This window comes from Streptomyces silaceus (assembly GCF_001419745.1).
GTDB classification, from domain to species: domain Bacteria; phylum Actinomycetota; class Actinomycetes; order Streptomycetales; family Streptomycetaceae; genus Streptomyces; species Streptomyces silaceus.
This window is the reverse complement of the sequence record NZ_LIRJ01000198.1, coordinates 1-20368: the sequence shown is the minus strand read 5'-3', so window position 1 is coordinate 20368 and position 20368 is coordinate 1. Positions and strand designations below refer to the sequence as shown.

General features: G+C 75.2%; 6 protein-coding genes and 1 pseudogene. All 7 read right to left on the bottom strand.

Translation table 11 applies throughout. From position 1 onward, the window contains the following. Positions 1-1133 (bottom strand): trypsin-like peptidase domain-containing protein (locus AOK22_RS19620; RefSeq protein WP_208606417.1); only part of this gene is annotated, 1133 nt, incomplete at its 3' end. A 16-nt stretch (positions 1134-1149) separates the two neighbouring features. Continuing rightward, positions 1150-1599: a CU044_2847 family protein gene (locus AOK22_RS19615; protein WP_055699985.1), complete on the bottom strand. Its 450-nt coding sequence runs from the start codon at positions 1597-1599 to the stop codon at positions 1150-1152. Between the two features lie 136 nt (positions 1600-1735). Further along, positions 1736-2923 (bottom strand): cytochrome P450, encoded by a 1188-nt coding sequence (locus AOK22_RS19610; protein ID WP_055699987.1) that lies wholly within the window; start codon positions 2921-2923, stop codon positions 1736-1738. A 112-nt stretch (positions 2924-3035) separates the two neighbouring features. Then, positions 3036-4259 (bottom strand): cytochrome P450, encoded by a 1224-nt coding sequence (locus AOK22_RS19605; protein WP_055699986.1) that lies wholly within the window; start codon positions 4257-4259, stop codon positions 3036-3038. 198 nt (positions 4260-4457) lie between these two features. Next, positions 4458-7709, bottom strand: a complete 3252-nt coding sequence (gene fabD, locus AOK22_RS19600) for an ACP S-malonyltransferase (protein ID WP_055699984.1) — start codon at positions 7707-7709, stop codon at positions 4458-4460. Further along, positions 7706-20113, bottom strand: a pseudogene (locus AOK22_RS19595) (amino acid adenylation domain-containing protein); the annotation flags it as partial. The gene fabD and the pseudogene AOK22_RS19595, both read right to left, overlap by 4 nt. A gap of 2 nt (positions 20114-20115) precedes the next feature. Then, positions 20116-20368 (bottom strand): hypothetical protein (locus AOK22_RS42845; protein ID WP_279617088.1); only part of this gene is annotated, 253 nt, incomplete at its 3' end.

Genomic DNA, 20368 nt, shown 5'->3' with positions numbered 1-20368 from the left:
CCGAAGCCCTCCAGGACTTCGGTGGCCTGCACGAGGTCGGCGACGGGCGGCCAGTCGTCGGCGTGCGGCAGGGCCGCCCGGAGCAGCGCCATCGGGTCGGTGGCGCGGCACTGGGTCAGCAGTCCCGTCAGGTCCCTGCGCTGCAGGGTGGTCAGCACCTCGCCGGGGCTCACCAGCTGGGCGGCCCGCCGCAGTGTCCGCCGGTGCGCCTCGGCCGACGCGGGGTCGGCGGCCGGGTGGTCGGCCAGGAACTCGTGGACCACGTCGAGCAGTTCGGGCACGCCGCGCCGTACGCCCAGGGCCATGGCGGCGAGCCGGTGCACGTCGGCGGCGGCACCCGCCGAGGCCCGGCCGAGCCGGCCGGCGAGCCGTTCCTCGCACTGGGCCGCCCGCGTGCCCGGCAGCAGCCCGCGCAGCGCGCCGAGCAGTTGCTGCCTGCCCCGCTGCGCCATCGGGACGGCGACCGGCGGCAGTTGGGGCAGTTCCGCCTCGACGACGGAGAGCCCGACCCCGTACAGCGTCTCGCGCACCTGGGTCGTGCCGTCCGGTACGGCCCGGTGGGCGGCGACGACGACGCCGATCACGGCCTGCCGTGCGCGGTCCCACAGCGGTCCGCCGCTGTGGCCCTCGTCGACGGCTCCGCCGACGACGTCCAGGGCGAGCCACGGTCTGCCCGCGACCCTGGACACCGCCCGCACGGTGGTCAGTTCGTGGCCGCTGGCCCACAGGGCGACCACTTCGCCGCCCTCGCTCTCGGGCAGGAAGGGGGCCGGTTCGGCGCCGTCGGGCGCGGTGAACTCGATGACCGCGAGATCGCCGTGGTACGGGAACGCGCCGGGGGCGGGCGCGCCGCCGCCGTCCGGACGGGCGCGGGGCGGACACCACAGGCCGGGCACGACACGGCCGGTCATCTCGCGCTCGCCGCTGACGTACGGCATCCGTACCGTGACGGTGTCCCCCGGCGCGGGCTCCGCGGTGGCGAAGCGGTCGCGTCCCAGCGCGCTGTTGACGACGTGCGCGCACGTCAGGGCGAGCGTGGCGGTGACCAGGACGCCGGCCCCCACCGGCTCTCCGCCGTCGCGCACGGACACGAACGCCCGGCGCAGCGCGGCGTCCGGCTCCCCTGGGTTCACGGCCTCCCCCTCGTCCTCAGGAGGCGGCCGGGGTGCCTTCGGCGTCGTCGTTCGGCGTCGTCTTCCAGGTGGCGGAGACGGTGAAGCTGGCCTCGCCCTTGCCGGTGAACACGGCGAGGTTCAGGTCGCTGCCGACCTTCACGCCGAACTCGACGGTGACCTCGTCGGGCCGCTCGGGGAGCGCGGCGAAGGACTGGTGGATGCCGCCGAGGACGGAGCCCAGGGGGCGCAGGGCGGCGGCGAGTTCGTCACCGCTGCGCGCGAGGGTCCGTGCGATGCGGCCGTTGCGGCTGACGGGCTGGGCGGTGCCGAAGCCCTCGGGGAGCTCCATCGCCCCCGGGCCGCCCCGCTCCCGCTCCTTCGGCGGCGCGACGCTCTCGGGCGCCGCGGAGTCCGGCCGCTGGGCCGGGAAGACGTGCAGGCGCACTTCGGTGCCGTCGTCGAATTCGAGTGTCACATCCCCCATGCGTGCCATTCTCGCACGCACCTCGGATGCCGCCCCACCGGCCCCGACGCCCCCTCCCGGGGCCCGGCGGGGCCGCCGGGGAGGCGTCGTGCGTCAGGTCGTACGGGCGCATGCCGGGCACGCGGACCGTCGGTGCTCAGAACGTCAGGTGCAGCGACTCCATCCCGATGTTCGCCCGCACCAGCCGCGCCCGGTGCTCGGTGCCCTCGGTGATCGCGTACTGCGGGATCCGGCGGTGCCACTCCTCGAAGAGGATCTGCATCTCCAGGCGCGCGAGGTGCGCGCCCAGGCAGCGGTGCACGCCGACGCCGAAGCTGGTGTGCGCGTTCTCCGCGCGGTGGAAGTCGATGTCGTGCGGGTGCGGGAAGGCGGACGCGTCGCGGTTGGCCGTCGTCAGGTGCGCGTTGACCAGGGTCCCCGCCGCGACGGGGCAGCCCGCCACCTTCACGTCCTCGGTGGTGACCCGGGGCAGGAACGGCGCCGGCGGGTCCAGGCGCAGCAGTTCCTCGACCGCCGCGGGGATCAGGCTCGGGTCCGCCACCAGTTCCCGGCGCCGGTCGGGGGCGGCGGCCAGGCGCTCCATCGCCATGCTCAGCGCGTCGGTGACGGTCTCCAGGCCGGCCATGATGAGCATCACGCACAGCCCCATGGCCTCCGGGTCGGACAGGCGGTCGTCGCCCCCGATGGCCAGGATCTCGCTGAGGATGTCGTCGCCGGGCTCGGCGCGGCGGGTGTGGATCAGCTGCATCAGGAAGCCGGCCGTGGCGACGGTCTGCGCCGTCGCGGCCTCGCGCGCCTCGTCGGTCAGGGGCACCTCGCCCGCCGCGTCGGCGGTGAGCGCGAGGGCCGCCGTCTTGCAGGCGATGAACTGGTCGCGCTCGGTCAGGGGCAGCCCCAGCAGGGTCAGCAGGCCCTGGGCCGGGAAGGGGTCGGCGATGTCCGCGACGAACTCGCAGCCGCCGCGCGCCTTGACGCCCTCGACGAGGTCGACGGCCTGCGCGCGCAGCGACTCCTCCAGGGCGCGGATGCGGCGCGGGCTGAAGAACGGCTGCAGGATGCGGCGGTAGCGGGTCTGCTCGGGCGGGTCGTAGCCCAGCGGGACGAGCGGGAAGCCGCTCTCCACGCCGTCGAACACCATCTTCGCGGAGAAGCGGTTCGGCTCCCTGAGCATCTCCTTGACGCCGGCGAGGCTGGTCACCGCGAGGCCGTCCGCCATGGGCGCGACCTCGCCCCGCTCGCCGAGCATCCGCCAGGCGTCGTCGCGCCGTTCGGCCACCGGGAGGTCCTTCACCCGGCACTCGGTGCCGTGGTCCACGCTCGTCATCGTCACTGATCCGTTCGTCGTCTGTTCGCTGTCCGGGGAGAGGTCGGGGCGGTGCCACGGGTGCGTACGGACCGGTCGCCGGCCCTCGTGTACGCACCCGTGGCCGGGTGGCTCACACGCTGATCGGCAGCCGGGCCGCGCCGCGCAGGCTGAGCAGGCCGTTCCACTCGACCTCGCCGTTCAGGGCGAGGTCGGGGAAGCGCTCGACCAGGCCGCCGATCGCCACCCGGCCCTCGATGCGGGCCAGTGCCGCGCCCAGGCAGTGGTGGATGCCGCCGCCGAGGGAGAGCTGCTTGCGGGCGTTCTCGCGGTCCAGGCGCAGCTCCTCCGCGTCGGGGCCGAAGAACTCCTCGTCGCGGTTGGCGCCGGCGAGGTTGGCGAGGATGAAGGAGCCCGGGGGGATCTCGAAGCCGCCGACGTGGTACGGCTCCAGGTTGATCCGGCGGCTGTTGTGCACCGGGGCGTCGTAGCGCAGCATCTCCTCGACGGCGTTCTCGATCAACTCCGGCTTGGCGCGGAGCAGTTCGAGCTGGTCGGGGTTGCGCAGCAGGGCGAGGGCGCCGCCGGAGATGAGGTTCACGGTCGTCTCGTGGCCCGCGACGTAGAGCATGGTGACCTGGGCGACGAGCTCGTCGTGGCTGAGTACGTCGCCGTCGTCCTCGACGGCGATGAGCTGGCTGAGCAGGTCGTCGCCGGGGTGGTCGCGCTTCCAGGCGACGGCCTCGCCGACCAGGTCGAACAGCTCGGCGTCGGCGGCCTCGACGGCCCGCATGATCTCGGGGTCCGTGGTCGGTTCGACCGAGCGCATCAGCAGACCGGTGAGGTGGCGCATGCGCTTGGTGTCGGTCGGCGGCATCCCGAGCATGCGGGCTATGACGGTGAACGGCAGCGGGAACGCCAGGGATTCGACCAGGTCGCCGCCGCCGGCCTCGGCGATGCCGTCCAGCGCCTCGTCGACGAGGGCGCGGATCTGCGGCTCCATTCCGTGGATGGCGCGCGGGGTGAACGCCTTGGAGACGAGCCTGCGCAGGCGGGTGTGGTCCGGCGCGTCCCGGTCGAGGAGGGCGAGGCCCTTCAGGCGCGGGTCGTCGGTGACGCCCGCGTTCGTGTACGCGTCGCGGAACGGGCCGGGGGCGACGTGGCGCTGCTCGACGGAGAGCCCGGAGCGCAGCAGCGCGTCCACGTCGGCGTAGCGGGACAACATCCAGAAGCCGCCCGGGTGTTCGTGCACCGGGACCTCGCGGCGCAGTTCCGCGTAGTGCGGGTACGGGTCGGCCATGAAGTCCGGCGTGAACGGGTTGAAGATCAGGGGCGCGCTGTGCGGCTCCGTGCTCATGGTGAACTCCTCTGCCGAGCGCGCACGCGTCAGCATCTGGGTGTCGTTGGGAGGGGTCGTGCGGGGTGTCGCGGGGGTCGGCCCCGAGGCGGTCGGACGGGGACTGCTCGACCCGTGCCGCGGCGGGCCCGACGCGGGTTCGCCGGCGGGTGACCAGTTGATGATCTTACCTTTCGCTTTGCGCTGGTTCCAGAGGTTTCATGCCGGTCGCAGGGCCCGCAGCCGGGCCGCGACCCGGTCGGCCGCGCCGTCCATGAGGTGGTCGGCGACGGCCTCGACGGTGCGGGCCCGCCAGGGGTGCAGGCTGGTCCCGGCGACCGACTGGTTGAAGGCGCCCATCGCCGGACCGCAGTGCACCAGGTAGTCCACGGTGGCCTGCTGGTCCCCCGTCACGGCGAGCCGGAAGCCGCGCCGGAAGTACGCGCGGAACGCGGCGGCGAGATCGGCCTTGGGGTCGGGGCCCGGCACGAGGTCCGCGGGCCGCTCCCCGCCCAGGTAGCGGTCGAACACCTGCCTCCTGGTGGTGTCGTCGAGGTCGGCGAGGGAGGCGTGCCTGCGCCACAGGTCGTGCAGCCGGGAGGCGCGGGCCGGGAAGAACTGGCCGCGCTTCAAGTAGCGGGCCTGGGCGCCGTGTTCGAAGAGGTCGCCCCAGGGCGCGGTGTCCACGTCGTACTCCTGGGCCGCCTGCAGCAGGTCCTTGACGGCGTCGCTGGTGGCCGCCTCGACGGTGCACTGGTTGACCGAGCCGGTGAGCACGAAGTCGGCGCCCATCAGGAAGGCCGCCGCGGCCGCCTCCGGGGTGCCGATCCCGCCGGCGCAGCCCACGTGCACCCGGTGTCCGGGCAGCGCGGCCTCGTCCCTGAGCCGCAGCACCGCGGGGAGCAGGGTCAGCGGTCCCGCCGTGCCGGTCAGCCAGCCGCCGTCCGCCTCGACGCACAGGTCGTCGGCGAGGGGACGCCCGGCCGCCGCGGCGGCCTCCTCCCGTGTCACCGCGCCCTTGCCGAGGAGCGCCGCGACGAGCCGCTCGGGCGGCGGGGCGAGGAAGGCGGCCGCCAGGTCCGTCCTGGTCACCTTCGCGAGGATCCGGCCGCCCTTGAGGCGGAAGCGGACCAGGTCCTCGGTGACGAAGGGGTAGCCGGACGCCTCGACGAGGCCGACGCCGTGCCGCAGCAGCGCGTCGACGAGCGTGGCCTCCCGTTCCGGCGCGCGGTGCGGGTAGAGCAGGTTGACCCCGTGCCCGTACGGCCCGAGTTCGTCGGCCAGACCGCTCAACTGCCGCTCTACGTCGACCCCTTCGAGCCCGCCGATGCCCAGGAAGCCGAGCAGGCCCGCCTTCGACGCGGCGCGCACCAGTTCCCGGCCGGATATCCCGCCGTACATCGAGCCCACGACGTAGGAGCGGCGCAGCCCGTACCGCTCACGGAAGCCCCGGGCGCCGAGCGCCCCGGCGTCGGGCGCGGGGCCGTCGGCCGGGGCGGCCGCGCCGGCCGACGGCCGCGCGGCGGCCGGGGCGGGCGTGAGGGGTTCGGCGGCGTCCCTGATGCGCGTGACGAGCTTGGTCAGGACCCGGCCGGGGCCGAGCTCGGTGAACTCGAAGTCGCCCTGCGCCATCAGCGTGCGGACCGTGTCGGTCCAGCGGACCGGCGAGGCGATCTGCGCGGTCAGCCGCTCCCGGACGGTGTCGGCCGTGTACGGGCGGGCGTCGACGTTGGCGAGCACGGGGATCCTCGGCGGGTGCAGGGTGACCCCGTCGAGGAAGCGGCCGAACTCCTCGGCCGCCGGGCGCATGTACCGGGAGTGCAGCGGGGCGCTGACGTGGAGCCGCACCGTCCGGGCACCGGCGGCGTCGAAGGCGGCGCAGGCCACGTCGATCCGCTCCCCCGGACCGGAGACGACGAACTGGTCCAGGGCGTTGTGGTTCGCCACGTCCACGTCGTCGAGGCCCGCGTCGGCGAGGACGCGCGTGACCGTCGCCTCGTCGACGCCGACGACCGCGGCCATCGCGCCGCCCCCGGCGGCGGCCATGAGTTCACCGCGCCGCCGCACCAGCCGCAGTCCGGTCGCGAAGTCGAAGACCCCGGCGGCGAACAGGGCGACGTACTCGCCGAGGCTGTGCCCGATGACGTGGTCCGGCGGCACGGGGTCGTCGGCGATCCGCTCCAGGTACGACAGCGCGCCGACGACGTAGAGGGCGGGCTGGGTGAACTCGGTGCGGCCGAGGCGGCGTTGGGGGTCGGTGAGGCAGAGCTCCTCGATCGAGTAGCCGAGCACCTCGTCGGCGGCGGCGGTCTCCCGGGGGAACCGCTCGAACAGGCCGCGGCCCATCCCCCGCCGCTGCGACCCCTGTCCCGGGAATCCGTAGACCTTCATTCCGTGCACCTTCCGTGGTGTCGTCGGGGCGGGTGTCGCGGGTGGCGCCGTCGGGGCGGCCCGTGTCGGTGGTGGCGGCGCGGCGGCCCGCTTACCGGGGGGCGGCACGGCCCGCGTGCGGACCTCGGCCAGCAGGTCGGTGTCCCGGGCGAACTGGCTGAGCAGCGGCAGCGACCGGTCCCGCGCGCCCTCGGGGAGCATGGCGCGGACGAAGTTGTGGAGGCTGCCGGACGGGCCGAGGTCGAGGTACAGGAAGTCCCCGCGGGCCCGCAGTCCGGCCAGGGCGCGCTCGAAGTCGATCGTGCGGCGCGCGGCGGCCCAGAAGTGCTCCGCGGTCACCTCCGTCACGGGTCCGCCGCTCACGCAGGAGATCCAGGGGACACGCGGCGGCGTAAGCGCCACGCCCTCGAAGCTGTCCCGGCAGGCGCCGACGACGGGGTCGAGCAGCCGGGAGTGGAAGGCGTACTCGACCGGCAGCCGCAGATGCAGGACGTCGGCGGCGCGCAGCCCCGCCTCGGCCGCGGCCAGCTCGTCCTCGGTGCCCGCGACCACGAAGTTGCCCGGGTAGTTGCGGGCCGCGACCTCGCACGCGCGCAGCCCCGGCACCGTGTCCATGACCTCGGGCCCGGCGAGCACGGCGAGCATGCCGCCCCGCGGGCTGCCCTCCATGATTCCCGCCTGCCGCACCAGCACCCGCAGGCAGTCGTCCGCGGAGAGGCTGCCCGCGACGACGGCCGCCGCGTACTCGCCGAGGCTGGAGCCGAGGACGTGGTCCGGCTCGATGCCCTCCGCCCGGAGGGTCTCCGCGAGGGCCAGCTCGATCATGACGATGGCCGGGTGGGTGATGCGGGTGTCGGCGAGCGGGTGGTTCCGGGGCTTCCTCGGGTCGAAGACGTGGTCGAGCACCGACTCGCCGAGGTACCGCGAGACGACGGCGTCGTGGCGGCGCAGGGCCGCGCGGAACACCTCGTTGCTGTCGAAGAGTTCCTTGCCCATGCCGTAGTACTGGGAGCCCTGCCCGGAGAACATGAACACGACGGGGAGCCGTGGCTCCGCGCCCACGGGTGTCGGGGCGCTCATCGGTAGCTCTCCCAGAACAGGCCGCCGGCCGGGGCGGCGGGGGCGAGGGTGCCTCTGATGACGGTCCTCCGGTTCAGTGCGGGCTCCGGCAGCGGCTCCCTGGTCGGCTCCGGCGGTACGGGCGCGGGTGCGAGGAGCACGTGCGCGTTGGTGCCGCCGTCGGCGAAGCAGTTGAGGGCGGCCACCCCGGCGTCCTTCGGCCACGGGCGGGCGGCGCGCGGGAGGTACAGGGGCGAGGCGGCCAGGTCGAAGTGGTCGAGCGGCTCCTGCCCGGAGCGGAACGGCACCTGCTCGCCGTGGTGCAGCATCAGCACCACCTTGATGAAGGCCGCGATCCCCTCCGCGGTCAGCGGGTGGCCGATGTTCGGCTTGACCGAGCCGAGCGCCACCGGCGCGTCCGAGCCGGTCCGGTAGACCGCCTGCACCGCCTTGAGTTCGAGCAGGTCGGTGACCGTCGTGCCGGAGCCGTTGGCCTCGACCCAGCCGACGTCCTCGGGCGTGACGCCGCTGTGGGCGAGCGCCTCGGCCATCACGTCCTTCTGCGCCTGGATGTTGGGGGTGGCCGGGCCGGCGGTCCTGCCGTCGTTGTTGACCGCGATCCCCTTGAGGACGGCGAGCACCCGGTCCCCGTCGGCCCGCGCCCGGTCCAGCGGCTTGAGCACGACGACGCCGACACCCTCGCCGAGGATCAGCCCGGCCGCCCTGCGGTCGAACAGATGGAACTCGTCGCCCGGGTTGAGCAGCCCGCGCCGCCCGAACAGGTCGTAGGGCTTGTCGTCGGCCAGCAGGCTCACGCCCGCGACGACCGCCGACTCGATGTCACCGGCGCGCAGCGCACGCGCGGCCATGTCCATCGCCACCAGGGCGGACGAGCAGGCGGTGTCGATCACCAGGCTCGGGCCGCGGAGGTCGAAGAACTGCGAGACGTTCGCGGACAGGTAGTTCTGACCGGTGATGACCACCGGGTTCTGGGCACGGGCCAGCACGTCGTCGTCCGGCAGGTGCGCGGCGCGGCCGCCCACGTAGACGCCGATCCGGCGGCCCTTGAGGTCGGCGGGCCGGTAACCGGCGTGGTGCACGGCCCTGTTGACCTCCTCCAGGAGCAGCAGCGCCTGCGGGTCCATGGCGGCGACGTCGCCCTCCGACAGGAGGAACGCCTCCGGGTCGAAGCGGAGCACGTCGGGCAGGAGCCCGGCGTGGTGGCCGACCGGGCGCCCGAACCGCTCCTGCGGTACGGGCCGCAGCGCCGAACGGCCCTGCCGCAGCAGATCCCAGTACGCGTCTCCGGACTCGGCGTCGGGGAACCGGCAGGACAGGCCGACCACCGCGATGTCGCCGGTGGGGGCGGTCCGTTCGGCGGGCCGTGCCGGGGCCGCCGCTTCGACGGTCACGGCGCGCGGGCCCTCGGCCTCGTCCCCGCGCCCTGCCCCGGCCTCCGGGGTCCGCGGATCCGTGGAGGTGGATGCCTCGGGTTCGGCCGGGCCGAAGGCGGCCACCAGCGCGGCCGGGTGCTCGTCGGCGAGATGGGCGGCGAACTCGTCCGCCGTGGGGTGCTCGAACAGCGCGGACGGGTCCAGGGCGACGTCGAGCTGCTTGCCGAGCGTCTGGACGAGCTGGGTGACCAGGATCGAGTCGATGCCGTAGTCGTGCACCGGCACGTTCCCGGTCAGCCGCGCGCGGTCGAACCGCAGCTCCAGCGCCAGCCGGTCGAGGAGCCAGGAGGCCGCCGCGTCGGCCGCGTCCCGGAGCGTGCCGGGGGCGGGGGCCGCCGCGGACGACTCCTGCGGGACGCGCTCGGCCGATGCCTGGTCGGCCGCCGCGCGAGCAGGCTCCGGGGCGAGGCGGCGGCCCGTCAGGCGCTCCGGGTCCCAGTCGGCGTCCGGCCGGACCACCGCGGGCACGACCACCCGCGCGCCGCTCGCCAGCGCCCGGTCCAGCAGGCGCAGGCCCTGCGCGTCGGAGAGCGCGGCGAGCCCGGACGCCCGGTAGGCGGCGCTGCGCGCCGCGCCCATGCCCGTGTCCTGCCAGCTCGGCCACGCCACGCTGACCAGCGGCAAACCGTAGGGCCGTGCCTCCGCGACGGCGTCCAGGTAGGCGTTGGCCAGGGCGTAGTCGCTCTGTCCGACGGCGAGTGCGGGGACGGTCGCGGCGACCGAGGAGTACACGACGAAGAAGCTCAGCGGCTCGTCGCGGAAGCACTCCACGAGCGTGTCGAGGCCGAAGACCTTGGGACCGATCACCTTCTCGACACCGGCCCAGGGCTTGCGTACGAATGCGGGATTCTCGGCGTCGACGGCGCCGGCGCCGTGCACGACGCCGCCGATCGGGCCGAGCCTGCGCCGGACGTCCGCGAGGGCCGCGGACACGGCCTCCTCGTCGTCCAGCGGCAGGGCGAGCACCTCGATCTCCACGCCGCTGTCCGCCAGTTCGGCGAGGGGACGCAGCTTGCGTCCGAGGGCGCCGTCCGCGGCGATGTGCGCGGCCCACTGGTCCCGGGGCGGCAGCTCCTCGCGGCCCGTGAGGACCAGCTTGCGGACGCCGTACCGGTCCACGAAGTGCCGGGCGGTGAGCAGCCCGATCCCCCGCGTGCCGCCGGTCACCCACAGCGCGTGGCCGTCGGGGACGCGGGGCGCGCGCTCCGGTGCGGCGGGCAGCTCGCGCAGCACCGCGCGGTGGCGCACACCGTCGCGGTACGCGATCTCGCCGGCCGTCGCGTCGGTGCCGAGGTCACCGTGCTCCGCGTCGGCGCCGAGCTCGTCGGCCACCCGTCGGAGCAGTTCCTCGTCCGCGCACCGGCCCATGTCCACGTGGCGCGAGGTCACATGGCGGTACTCGCTCTGCAGCATGCGGTAGAGGCCGGTCCGCGCGGCCCCGCCGTGGACCGCCCCCGTCGTGCGGGAGACCAGCAGGGCGGTGAGCCCGCGCCTGCCCTGGTCGACGGTGTGCTGCAGCCAGCCCAGCCAGGTGCGCAGCGCGGCACGCCCGACGCCCCCGTCCGAGGCGACGCAGCCCGCCAGGTCGACGACCGAGCCGAACCGGTCCCAGCGGGTGGCGGGGTCGGCGAGGTCGGCCGCGAGCCGCTCCGGGGTCAGCACCTCCGCGTCGGGCAGGGCGGCCACGAGCCGGGCGGCCAGCGCCTCGGTGCCGGGGGCGGCGAGGACGGCGGTGGGGCCGAACGGCATGCTCTGCGCGGGCAGTTGGGCGGGCACCCAGTGGGTGGCGAGCAGCAGGCCCTCCGCGAAGGGGGCGGGGGCCGCGGTCACGGAGTCGACAGCGGCGTACGCGGCGCCGGAAGTCACCGCGGGCACCAAAGCGCCGTCCAGCGCGGCGAGTTCCGCGTCGGCCGCCGCCAGCCAGACCCGCTCGCCACCGAAGGGGTAGCCGGGCAGCGGCACCCGGCAGGGCCGCGTGCCGCCGTGCAGGGCGGACCAGTCGACGCGCAGGCCCGACGTCCAGGCCGCGGCGTACGCGGCGGGGTCGGCCGCCGGGGCGTCGCCGGGGACCGGCCTGCGCGGGTCGACCACGCCGGTCCGGGCACCCGCGGGAACGCCTCCGGCGGCGAACTCCTCAAGGTGCAGGGCCAGTTCCGTCACCTCGTCGAACGGCACGGCCAGCCGGTGCGCCATGGCCTCGCGGCCCGACTGGAGCGTCCAGGCGACGTCCTGAGGCGTCCACGACGCGCCCTCGGCCCGCAGATGCGCCGCGAGCCTGCGCGCCTGCTCGACCAGCCGGTCGGCCTCCTTCGCGGAGAGCACGGCCAGCTGCCCGCCGGCCGGGGTCGCCGACACCCGGGGCGCGCCGGGGAACTCCTGGAGGATGACGTGGGCGTTGGTGCCGCCCGCGCCGAAGGAGCTGATCCCCGCGGTCCTCGGCCGCTCGGTCCCGTCGGCGAGCACGCGGCGCGGCCACGGCGCCAGCTCGCGCTGGACCTCGAACGGGGTGGCCGCGAAGTCGACGTTCGGGTTGAGCTCGTCCGCGTGCAGCGAGGGCGCCAGTTCGCCGTGGCGCATCTGCAGCAGCACCTTGGTGACCGCCGCGATGCCGGCCGCCGACTCGGCGTGCCCGATGCCGGACTTGACCGAGCCGATCGGCAGCCGCTCCGGCAGGTCGTCCTGGAAGGCCCGCAGCATGCCGGTGATCTCCACCGGGTCGCCGAGCGCCGTGCCGGTGCCGTGCGCCTCCACGTAGTCCAGGTCCGCCGGGCGCAGCCCCGCGCGGTCGAGCGCGGCCTTCACCAGGTCGCCCTGCGCCTTGGGGTTCGGGACGTTGAAGCCCCGGCCCGTGCCGCCGTGGTTGACGGCGGACGCCTTGACGACGGCGAGGATCCGGTCGCCGTCGGCCAGCGCCGCGTCCAGGCGCTTGAGGAGCACCGCGCCGGAGCCCTCCGCCGGGACGTATCCGGTGCCGCCCGTGCCGAAGCTGCGGCACCGGCCGTCCTCGGCGAGGAAGCCGCGCCAGGCGAGCTGCAGGTACTTCGCCGGGTGGCTGGTGATGTTGACGCCGCCGGCGACCGCGACGTCGCAGTCGCCGGAGCGGATGGCCTGGCAGGCCTGGTGGATGGTGACCAGGGCGGAGGAGCACATGGTGTCCACGGCGACGCTGGGCCCGGAGAAGTCGAAGAAGTACGACACCCGGTTGGCCACGGACGCGAACGACGAGTGCGGGGGCAGCCCTTCGCCGCGCAGCGCCTCCTGGACGCCGTACAGCTGGTACTGGCCGTACATCATGCCCACGAACACGCCCGTGCGGGAGGCGCGCAGCTGGTCTCGGGTGTACCCGGCGTCCTCCATCAGGTGCCACACCGTCTCCAGGAACACCCGCTCCTGGGGGTCGGTGAGTTCGGCCTCGATCTGCGACATCCGGAAGAAGAGCGGGTCGAAGCGGTCGGCGCCGCGCACGAAGCCGCCCCACTTGCCGTACGTCTTGCCGTCGGCGGACTTGTCCGGGTCGTAGAACCGGTCGTGGTTCCAGCGGTCGGCCGGGATCTCCTCGATGCTGTCCCGTCCGGCGCGCAGGTTGCGCCAGAACTCGTCCACGTCGTCGGCCTGCGGGTAGCGTCCCGCGACTCCGATGATCGCGATGTCGTCGCCCGTGGCGTCGGGGGCCGGGGCGGTCTCCGCGGCGGGTTCCGGTGCGGCGACCACGACGGCCCGGTCCTGGGGCGGCTCGTCCTCGGCGGACACCGTGAACACCTCGGGATGCGCCCCGGCCAGATGGTCCGCCAGTTCGCCGACGGTCACGTACTCGAAGAGCAGCGTCTTCGACAGCGGTCCGCAGTGCTCCTCCAGGCGCCGGGTCACGCTGAGCGTGATCAGCGAGTCCACGCCGTACTGGTCGATGGGCTCGGTGACGGCGATCTCCGTCTCGGGGAGCTTGAGTTCCTCCGCCAGGATCCGGAGTACCAGGCTTTCGGCGGCGGCGTACGCGTCGTGTCCGGCGGGCCGCGACGCGTCGGCGGGAGCGGCAGCCGTGCCGGGGGCGGGAGCGGCCGCTGCGGCCCTCGGTGCCGGACCCGGCGTGCCGTTGAGCTCGGCCAGCACCCTCTCCGGATCTCCCGGCGCGAGCAGCAGCCGCGGTGCCGTGCCCGCCAGGGCACGCTCCAGCGCGTCGAGCGCCGGTCCGGTGCGCAGCGCGCGCATGCCCAGTTCACGGACCATGTACTCCGTGCCCGCCGCGTCGGCCCGCATCCCGCCGTCGGCCCAGACCGGCCAGGCGGCGGCGAGGGTACGGCCGCGCCGCGCCCCCTCCGCGCGCTGCCGCTCGCGCTGCTCGGCGAAGTGGTCGAGGAAGGCGTTGGCGAAGGAGTAGTCGGTCTGGCCGACGTTCCCGAAGGCGGCAGCGGCGGAGGAGAACGCCACGAAGTAGTCGAGCGGTTCGTGCCGCGTCGCCTCGTCGAGCAGGACCGTACCGGTCACCTTGGCGGCGAGCACCGCGTCGGTGTCCGTGCGGGCCCGGCCGAGGAGCAGGCCGTCCTTGAGCACCCCGGCGGCGTGCAGGACGCCGCTGACCGAGCCGTGCAGCCGGCGGGCCTCGGCGACGAGCGCGCGTACCTGGGCGGGGTCGGCCACGTCGGTACGCACCACGTGCGCGCCGACGGCGGCGATCCGTGCCTGCGCAGCGGGGCCCGGAGCGGTGCGCGAGGCGAGCACGATCCCGCCGGCGGCCAGACCGGCGGCGCGGCGTGCGGCGGCGATGTGCTCGGCGAGCAGCAGGCCGAGCGCGCCGGTCCCGCCGGTGATCACATGGGCGCCGGGTCCGGTGAACACCGGCTCCGCGGCGGGCAGTTCGACCTGTCGCCAGGCGCGGCGGTGCCGGCCCGCCGCGTCGATCCGTGCCTCCGCGTCGCCCGTGACGCCGAGTTCGGCGACCACCGCGTCGGCGAGGGAGCGGCCGTCGGCGACCGCCAGCACCCCGAGGTCGACCGCCGGGAGTTCCCTGCGGACCGAGCGGGCGAAGGCGGCCATCGCCGGGTGGGCCGGCGAGGCGGCCGGGGCGCGGTAGGCGTAGAGGTAGCGCAGCGCGCCCCGGCGCTGCCGCTGCCATTCCTGGAGGAACGCGGTCGCCGCGTGGAAGCCGTGCTCGACCGCGCCACCGGATCCGGTCTCGGGCCCGGCCAGGTGCACGACGTGCACGGGGCCCGGGGGCAGGCCCGCCCGCAGCGCGTCGGCCGCGGCGGATCCGGTGCCGAGCTCGATCCGGTGGGCGTCCGCGCCCGCGTCCGTGAGGACGGTGGCGATCGCGTGCCCCTCGGTGCCCGCGTCCAGGAGGAGCACGGTGGCGTCGGGCTCGCGCGGGGTCCGCGGCGCGGGCTCCCAGACGGGTTCGTAGGCGGAGACCGCGTCCGTCACCCCGTCCGCCACCGGATCGGCCTTCGCGGCCTTCGCCGCGGGCACCTCCCGCAGGGTGAACGTGTCGATGGTCGCGAGGACGTGGCCGTCGAGGTCGAGCAGCGCGATGTCGAAGGCGAGCGTGCCGGGCGCGGCGCGGCCCGCCGAGGGGGTCGCGTACGCGAGGACGCGCTCGGGCAGTGCGGCGTACAGCCGGACGCGGCCGAGCGAGAACGGCAGGTACGGCAGCGGGCGCGCGGGGTCGTCGGCGCCGGGCGCGAGCCTGCTCGCCGTCTGGAGGGCCGCGTCGAACAGCGACGGGTGGAAGACGTAGCCGTCCGCGTCGGCGCGGCGCTGCGGGGGCAGCCGCAGCGCGGCCAGCGCCTCGCCCTCACCCAGGGCGATGTGTTCGATCGCCTGGAAGCTCGGGCCGTAGTCGAAGCCGAAGCGGGAGTAGAGCGCGTAGCAGCTCGCGCCGTCGAGCACGCGCGGGCAGCGCGAGCGCGCCGCCGCCACGTCGACCGGGGCGGGCCGGTCGCCCGCCGGGCCGAGGAGCAGGGTGCCGCGGGCGTGCGCCGGGGCGCCCTCCCCCGCGGTGCGGACCTCGAAGGACGTGTCGGCGCGGTCGCCGGTCAGTTCGACGGTGACGCGGTGCTCGCCGCCGCCGGCCGGGAGGCGGACCGGGCTCGCCCAGACCAGTCCCTCGACCCCGCGCACGGGCGCGCCGAACGTCGACTCCCCGGCGAGCCGGGCCATCTCCAGGTAGGCGACCCCGGCGAGGACCAGGTCGCCGCCGACGACGTGGTCGCGCAGGAAGAACTCCTCGCCCGTGAGCGTCTTGGCGTACGCGGCCCCGCCGGACGCGGAGTGCGCGGAGACGGCGGCGTCGAGCAGGGTCGGGTGCAGCCGGGTGCCGGCGGGCCGCGGTGCCGTCGCGGGGGCGGCCGGCGCGGTGAACCAGTGCCGGGTGCGGGCGAACGGATACGCGGGCAGGTGCACGCGGCGGCGGCGCGCGCCCCGGTGCAGGGCCGCCCAGTCCACCTCCGCGCCCGTGACCCACGCGTCGGCGAGGGCGGAGAGGTCACCGGCCGCGACGGCCGGGGCGGCGGCCCGGTCGGCCTCGGCCCGGCCGGTGCGCACCGCGGACGGGCGGCCCGACAGGTGGGCGAGCAGTTCGGCGCGCAGCGCGGTCGTGCCGTGCGCCGGCACGGCGAGGCGGTGCGGCATCGGCTCGCGCCCGGTCTGCAGGGTGTACGCGAGGTCGCCCGCAGGGACGTCCTGGTCCGCGAGATGGTCCGCGAGCCGCTCGGCGGTCAGCCGCAGGGCCTCGGGGGTGCGGGCGGAGAGCACGAACAGCTGCTCCGCGGCCGTCGGGTCCGTGGTGCCGGTGTCCGGCATGGGGGGTTCCTCCAGGACGATGTGCGCGTTGGCGCCGCCGAAGCCGAAGGAGCTGACTCCGGCGCGGCGCGGCAGTCCGTTTCCGGCGCCGTCGAGGGTCCGCGGCCACGGCCGGGCCGCCGCGGCGACCTCGAACGGGCCGCCGTCGAGCTCCAGATAGGGGTTCTGCTCCCGCAGGTGCAGTCCGGCCGGGATGGTGCCGTGCCGTAGGGCGAGGACGGCCTTGAACAGGCCCGCGATGCCGGCGGCGGCCTCCAGGTGGCCGATGTTGGTCTTGACCGAGCCGATCACGCAGCCCGGCGCGGCGGTCGTGCCGCGCTCCGCGCGCAGCCGGCGGAAGGCGGTGCTCAGGCCGGTGGTCTCGATCGGGTCGCCCAGCGCGGTGCCGGTGCCGTGCGTCTCGATGTAGCCCACGGTCTCCGGCGCCACGTCGGCGGCGCGGTAGGCCTCGACGAGGAGGTCGGCCTGGGCGTCCGGGTTGGGCGCGGTGAGCGACGTGGTGCGGCCGCCGTGGTTGGCGGCGGCCGCCTTGATCACCGCGTGGACGGCGTCGCCGTCGCGCGCCGCCCGGTCGTCCGGCTTGAGCAGCACGACGCCGACGCCCTCGCCGCGCACGTATCCGTCGGCGCGGCTGTCGAACGTCTTGCAGCGGCCGTCGGCGCTGAGCATCTCGCCCTGGTCCAGCACGTCGTACACCCGGGGCGAAAGGATCAGGTTGACGCCGCCCGCGATCGCGAGGTCGCAGGTGCCGTCGCGCAGTGCGGCGCAGGCCTGGTGGACGGCGGTGAGCGAACCGGAGCAGGCCGTGTCCACGGCCATGCTGGGACCGCGCAGGTCCAGCAGGTACGAGACGCGGTTGGGGATGACCGACAGGGCACCGCCGGTGGCGGTGTGGGCCTGCGGCGGGCACCCGGCGTCCCGCTGTGCCTGGAGGTAGTCGGCGCCCGCGACGCCGATGAACACTCCTACGCGCTTGCCCGCCAGGTCGGACGGCCGGTACCCGGCGTCCTCGACGGCGGACCAGACCACTTCGAGCAGGATCCGCTGCTGGGGGTCCATCAGCTCCGCCTCGCGCGGGGAGATCCCGAAGAAGGCGGCGTCGAAGCGGTCCACGTCGGGGAGGAAGCCGCCCCAGCGCGTCCGGGGGCCCGTCTCCGCGCCCCGGTCCCAGCGGTCCGCGGGGACCTCGGTCACCAGGTCGTCCCCGGCGGTGAGGTGGTCCCAGAACTCCTTGAGGTCGGCCGAGCCCGGCAGGCGGCCCGCCATGCCGACGATCGCGACGTCGCCGCCGGGCCCGCGCCCGGCCCGTGCCTCGGCCGTCCGCGTGTCCGGCGCCTCGGTGGTTGGCGCGACGGGGGCAACGGAGTCGGCCGCGGTCCCGAACCGTGCGGTCAGCTCGGCGGGGTGCTCCTGCCACAGGTGCTCGGCCAGGGCGGCCAGTGTGCCGCGGCGGTAGAACAGCGTGGGGTAGACCTCGATGCCGTACTCCTTGCGCAGCTCGGCGCTGAGCGCGGTGAAGCCCACCGAGTTCATGCCGACCTCGCCGAGCGGGGTGTGCGGGCCGATCTCCTCGGGACGCACCCCGGCCAACTGACCCACCTTGACCGCCAGTTCGGCCATCAGGGCCTGGGCGCGGCCGTCCGCGCCGGTGCCCGTGGTGACGGGCTCGGGCCGCCCCGCGCCGGGGACGCCGAAGCGGGACCGCAGCTCGGCCAGCGGCAGGGTCGCCAGCGTGGTGCGGTCGACCTTCTCGTTGAGGGTGTGCGGGAATCCGGTCACGCGGACCAGCGCGTCCGGGAGCATGTAGGCCGGCAGCCAGGCCGCCAGCCGGTCCCGGGTCGGCTCGGCGGCCCCGTCGGCCAGCACGTAGCAGGCGAGCAGCGAACGGTCGCCGCCGCCCTTGCCGCGCGCCACCACGACCGCGTCGCGGACGCCGTCCAGGCGGCGCAGCGTCGACTCGATCTCCTCCAGCTCCACGCGGTGACCGCGCACCTTGACCTGGGAGTCGATCCGCCCGAGGTAGTCGATCCGCCCGTCGGCGATCCTGCGGACCAGGTCGCCGGTGCGGTACATCCGCGCGTCGCCCGCGAACGGATCCGTGACGAAGCGCTCGGCGGTCAGGTCGGGGCGGCCCAGATAGCCGTCGGCCACGCCGTGCCCGCCGATGTACAGCTCACCGGGCACCCCGGTCGGCACCGGCCTGCGCGCGCCGTCGAGCACATACAGCGCGGTGTTGTCGATCGGGGCGCCGATGGTGACGCGCTCGCCCCGGCGCAGCCGGCTCACCGCCGACCAGATCGTCGTCTCCGTGGGCCCGTAGAGGTTCCACACCGCGCGGTTGCCCGCGAGGAGCGCCTCCGCCGTCTCGGCGGGCAGCGCCTCGCCGCCGCACAGGACGGTGAGGTCCGGGTCGCCCTGCCAGCCGGCGGCCAGGAGCATGCTCCAGGTCGCGGGGGTGGCCTGGACGACGGTGGCGGTGCCGCGTTCGAGGGCCTCGCGCAGCCGGATGCCGTCCTGGGCGACCTCGGTGGGCGCCACCTCCACCGTGCCGCCGGTGATCAGCGGCAGATGGAGTTCGAGACCGGAGATGTCGAAGCACACGGTGGTCAGCGCCAACAGCGTGTCCCCCGGCCCGAATCCGGGCTCGCGCGCCATCGACCAGAGGAAGTTGGTCAGCGCGCGGTGCGGCACGCGGACGCCCTTGGGGCGGCCGGTCGAGCCGGAGGTGTAGATCACGTACGCGGCGTCCGAGGGACCCGCCGGGCCGGGCGAGGGCACCGCGGGCGGCTGCTCGTCGCCGTCGACCAGGAGCCGCGGCACGGTCCCGCCCCACGCGGCCTCGACGGAGGAGTGCGTGAGCATGAGGTGGAGCCCGGCGTCCTGCGCCATGTAGGCGAGGCGCTCCTGCGGATAGGCGGGGTCGAACGGTACGTACGTGCCGCCCGCGGCCTGCACCGCGAGCAGCGCCACCGGCAGCCCGGCGTCGCGCGGGAGCAGCACGCCGACGGTCCGGCCCCGGCCGACGCCCGCGGCGCGCAGCCGGGCCGCCAGGGCCGTGACCCGCTCGCCGAGCTGACGGTAGGTCAGCTCCGTGCCGTCGTGGCGCACGGCCACCGCCTCTGGCCTGGCGGCGACCTGGCGCAGCACCAGATCCCAGACGAGGGTGTCGGCCGGGTAGTCGACGCGCTCGGGCGGCGTGAGCCGCGCGCGCTCCTCGTCGGTGAGCAGGTCCAGGTCGCCGACCGCCGATCCGGGCGCGGCGACGGCGGCGGACAGCAGCGTGACGAAGTGGGCGCCGAACCGCTCGACCGTGGCCGCGTCGAACAGGTCAGGGTTGTACTTCAGCGTGAACCGGCAGCCCTCGGGGTGGTCGACCAGGTCCAGCGTCAGGTCGAACTCGCCCTCCTGGTGGACTCCGCCGACCCGGCCGCGCACCACGCCGTCCTCCGGCATGTCGCGGGCCCAGTTGTGGAAGTAGAAGGCCGCGTCGAACAGCGTGTCCGTGGCGCTGCCCGGCCGCTCCTTGCGCAGTTCCTCGGAGAGCGTGATCAGCGGGTACGCGCTGTGTTCGAGGGCGCCGAGGACCATCTGGTGGATCCGGCGGACCAGGTCGCGGAAGGGCTCGGTCCCGTCGACCCGTTCGGCCAGGACCACCATGTTCATGAAGTAGCCGAGGACGTCGTCGTAGCCGTCGGCCGGGCGGCCGGCCGTCGGGGTGCCGACGGCGATGTCCTCCTGGTCGCTGTAGCGGTGCAGCAGCGCGAAGTAGCCCGCCAGCATGACGCTGGACAGCGAGGTACGGGCCGCCGAGGCGAGGGCGCGGGCCCGCTCGGTCACCTCGGCCGGGACGACCCCGCCGACGCTCGCGCCCCGGAAGGTGGGCACGGGCGGGCGCGGCCGGTCGAGCGGCAGCGCCACGGAGGTGCCGCGGTCCTTCAGCCGGTCGACCCAGTAGGAGCGCAGGCGCTCCGCCCTCGGTCCCGCGAGGAGGTCGCGCTGGTCGGCGCAGAAGTCGCCGAAGGTGCGGGCGGGCCGCCCGGTCGGCAGGGGGCGTCCCTCACGCAGGGCACGGTAGCCGCGCTCCACCTCGGCGAGCAGCAGCGGAATGGACAGGCCGTCGAGCACCAGGTGGTGGACGGTGAGGTGCAGCGCGTGCCGGCCGTCGCCGAGGGAGTAGAGNNCGCGCATCTCGGCGTGGATCCGGTCGCGGAGGTCCTCGTCGGTGACGGAGGTGAGGAAGACCTGCCGGAAGGGGAGTTCCGGCTCGGCGGCGATCCGGATGAACGGCCCGTCCTCGTCCGTCCGCACGGTCGCGCGCAGTTCCTCGTGCCGGTCGAGCAGGTCCTGGAGGACCACCCGCAGCGTGAGCACGTCGACGTCGTCGTCCAGCCAGAAGGCGAGCGGCAGGTTGTAGGCGCCGTTGCCGGGCGCGAT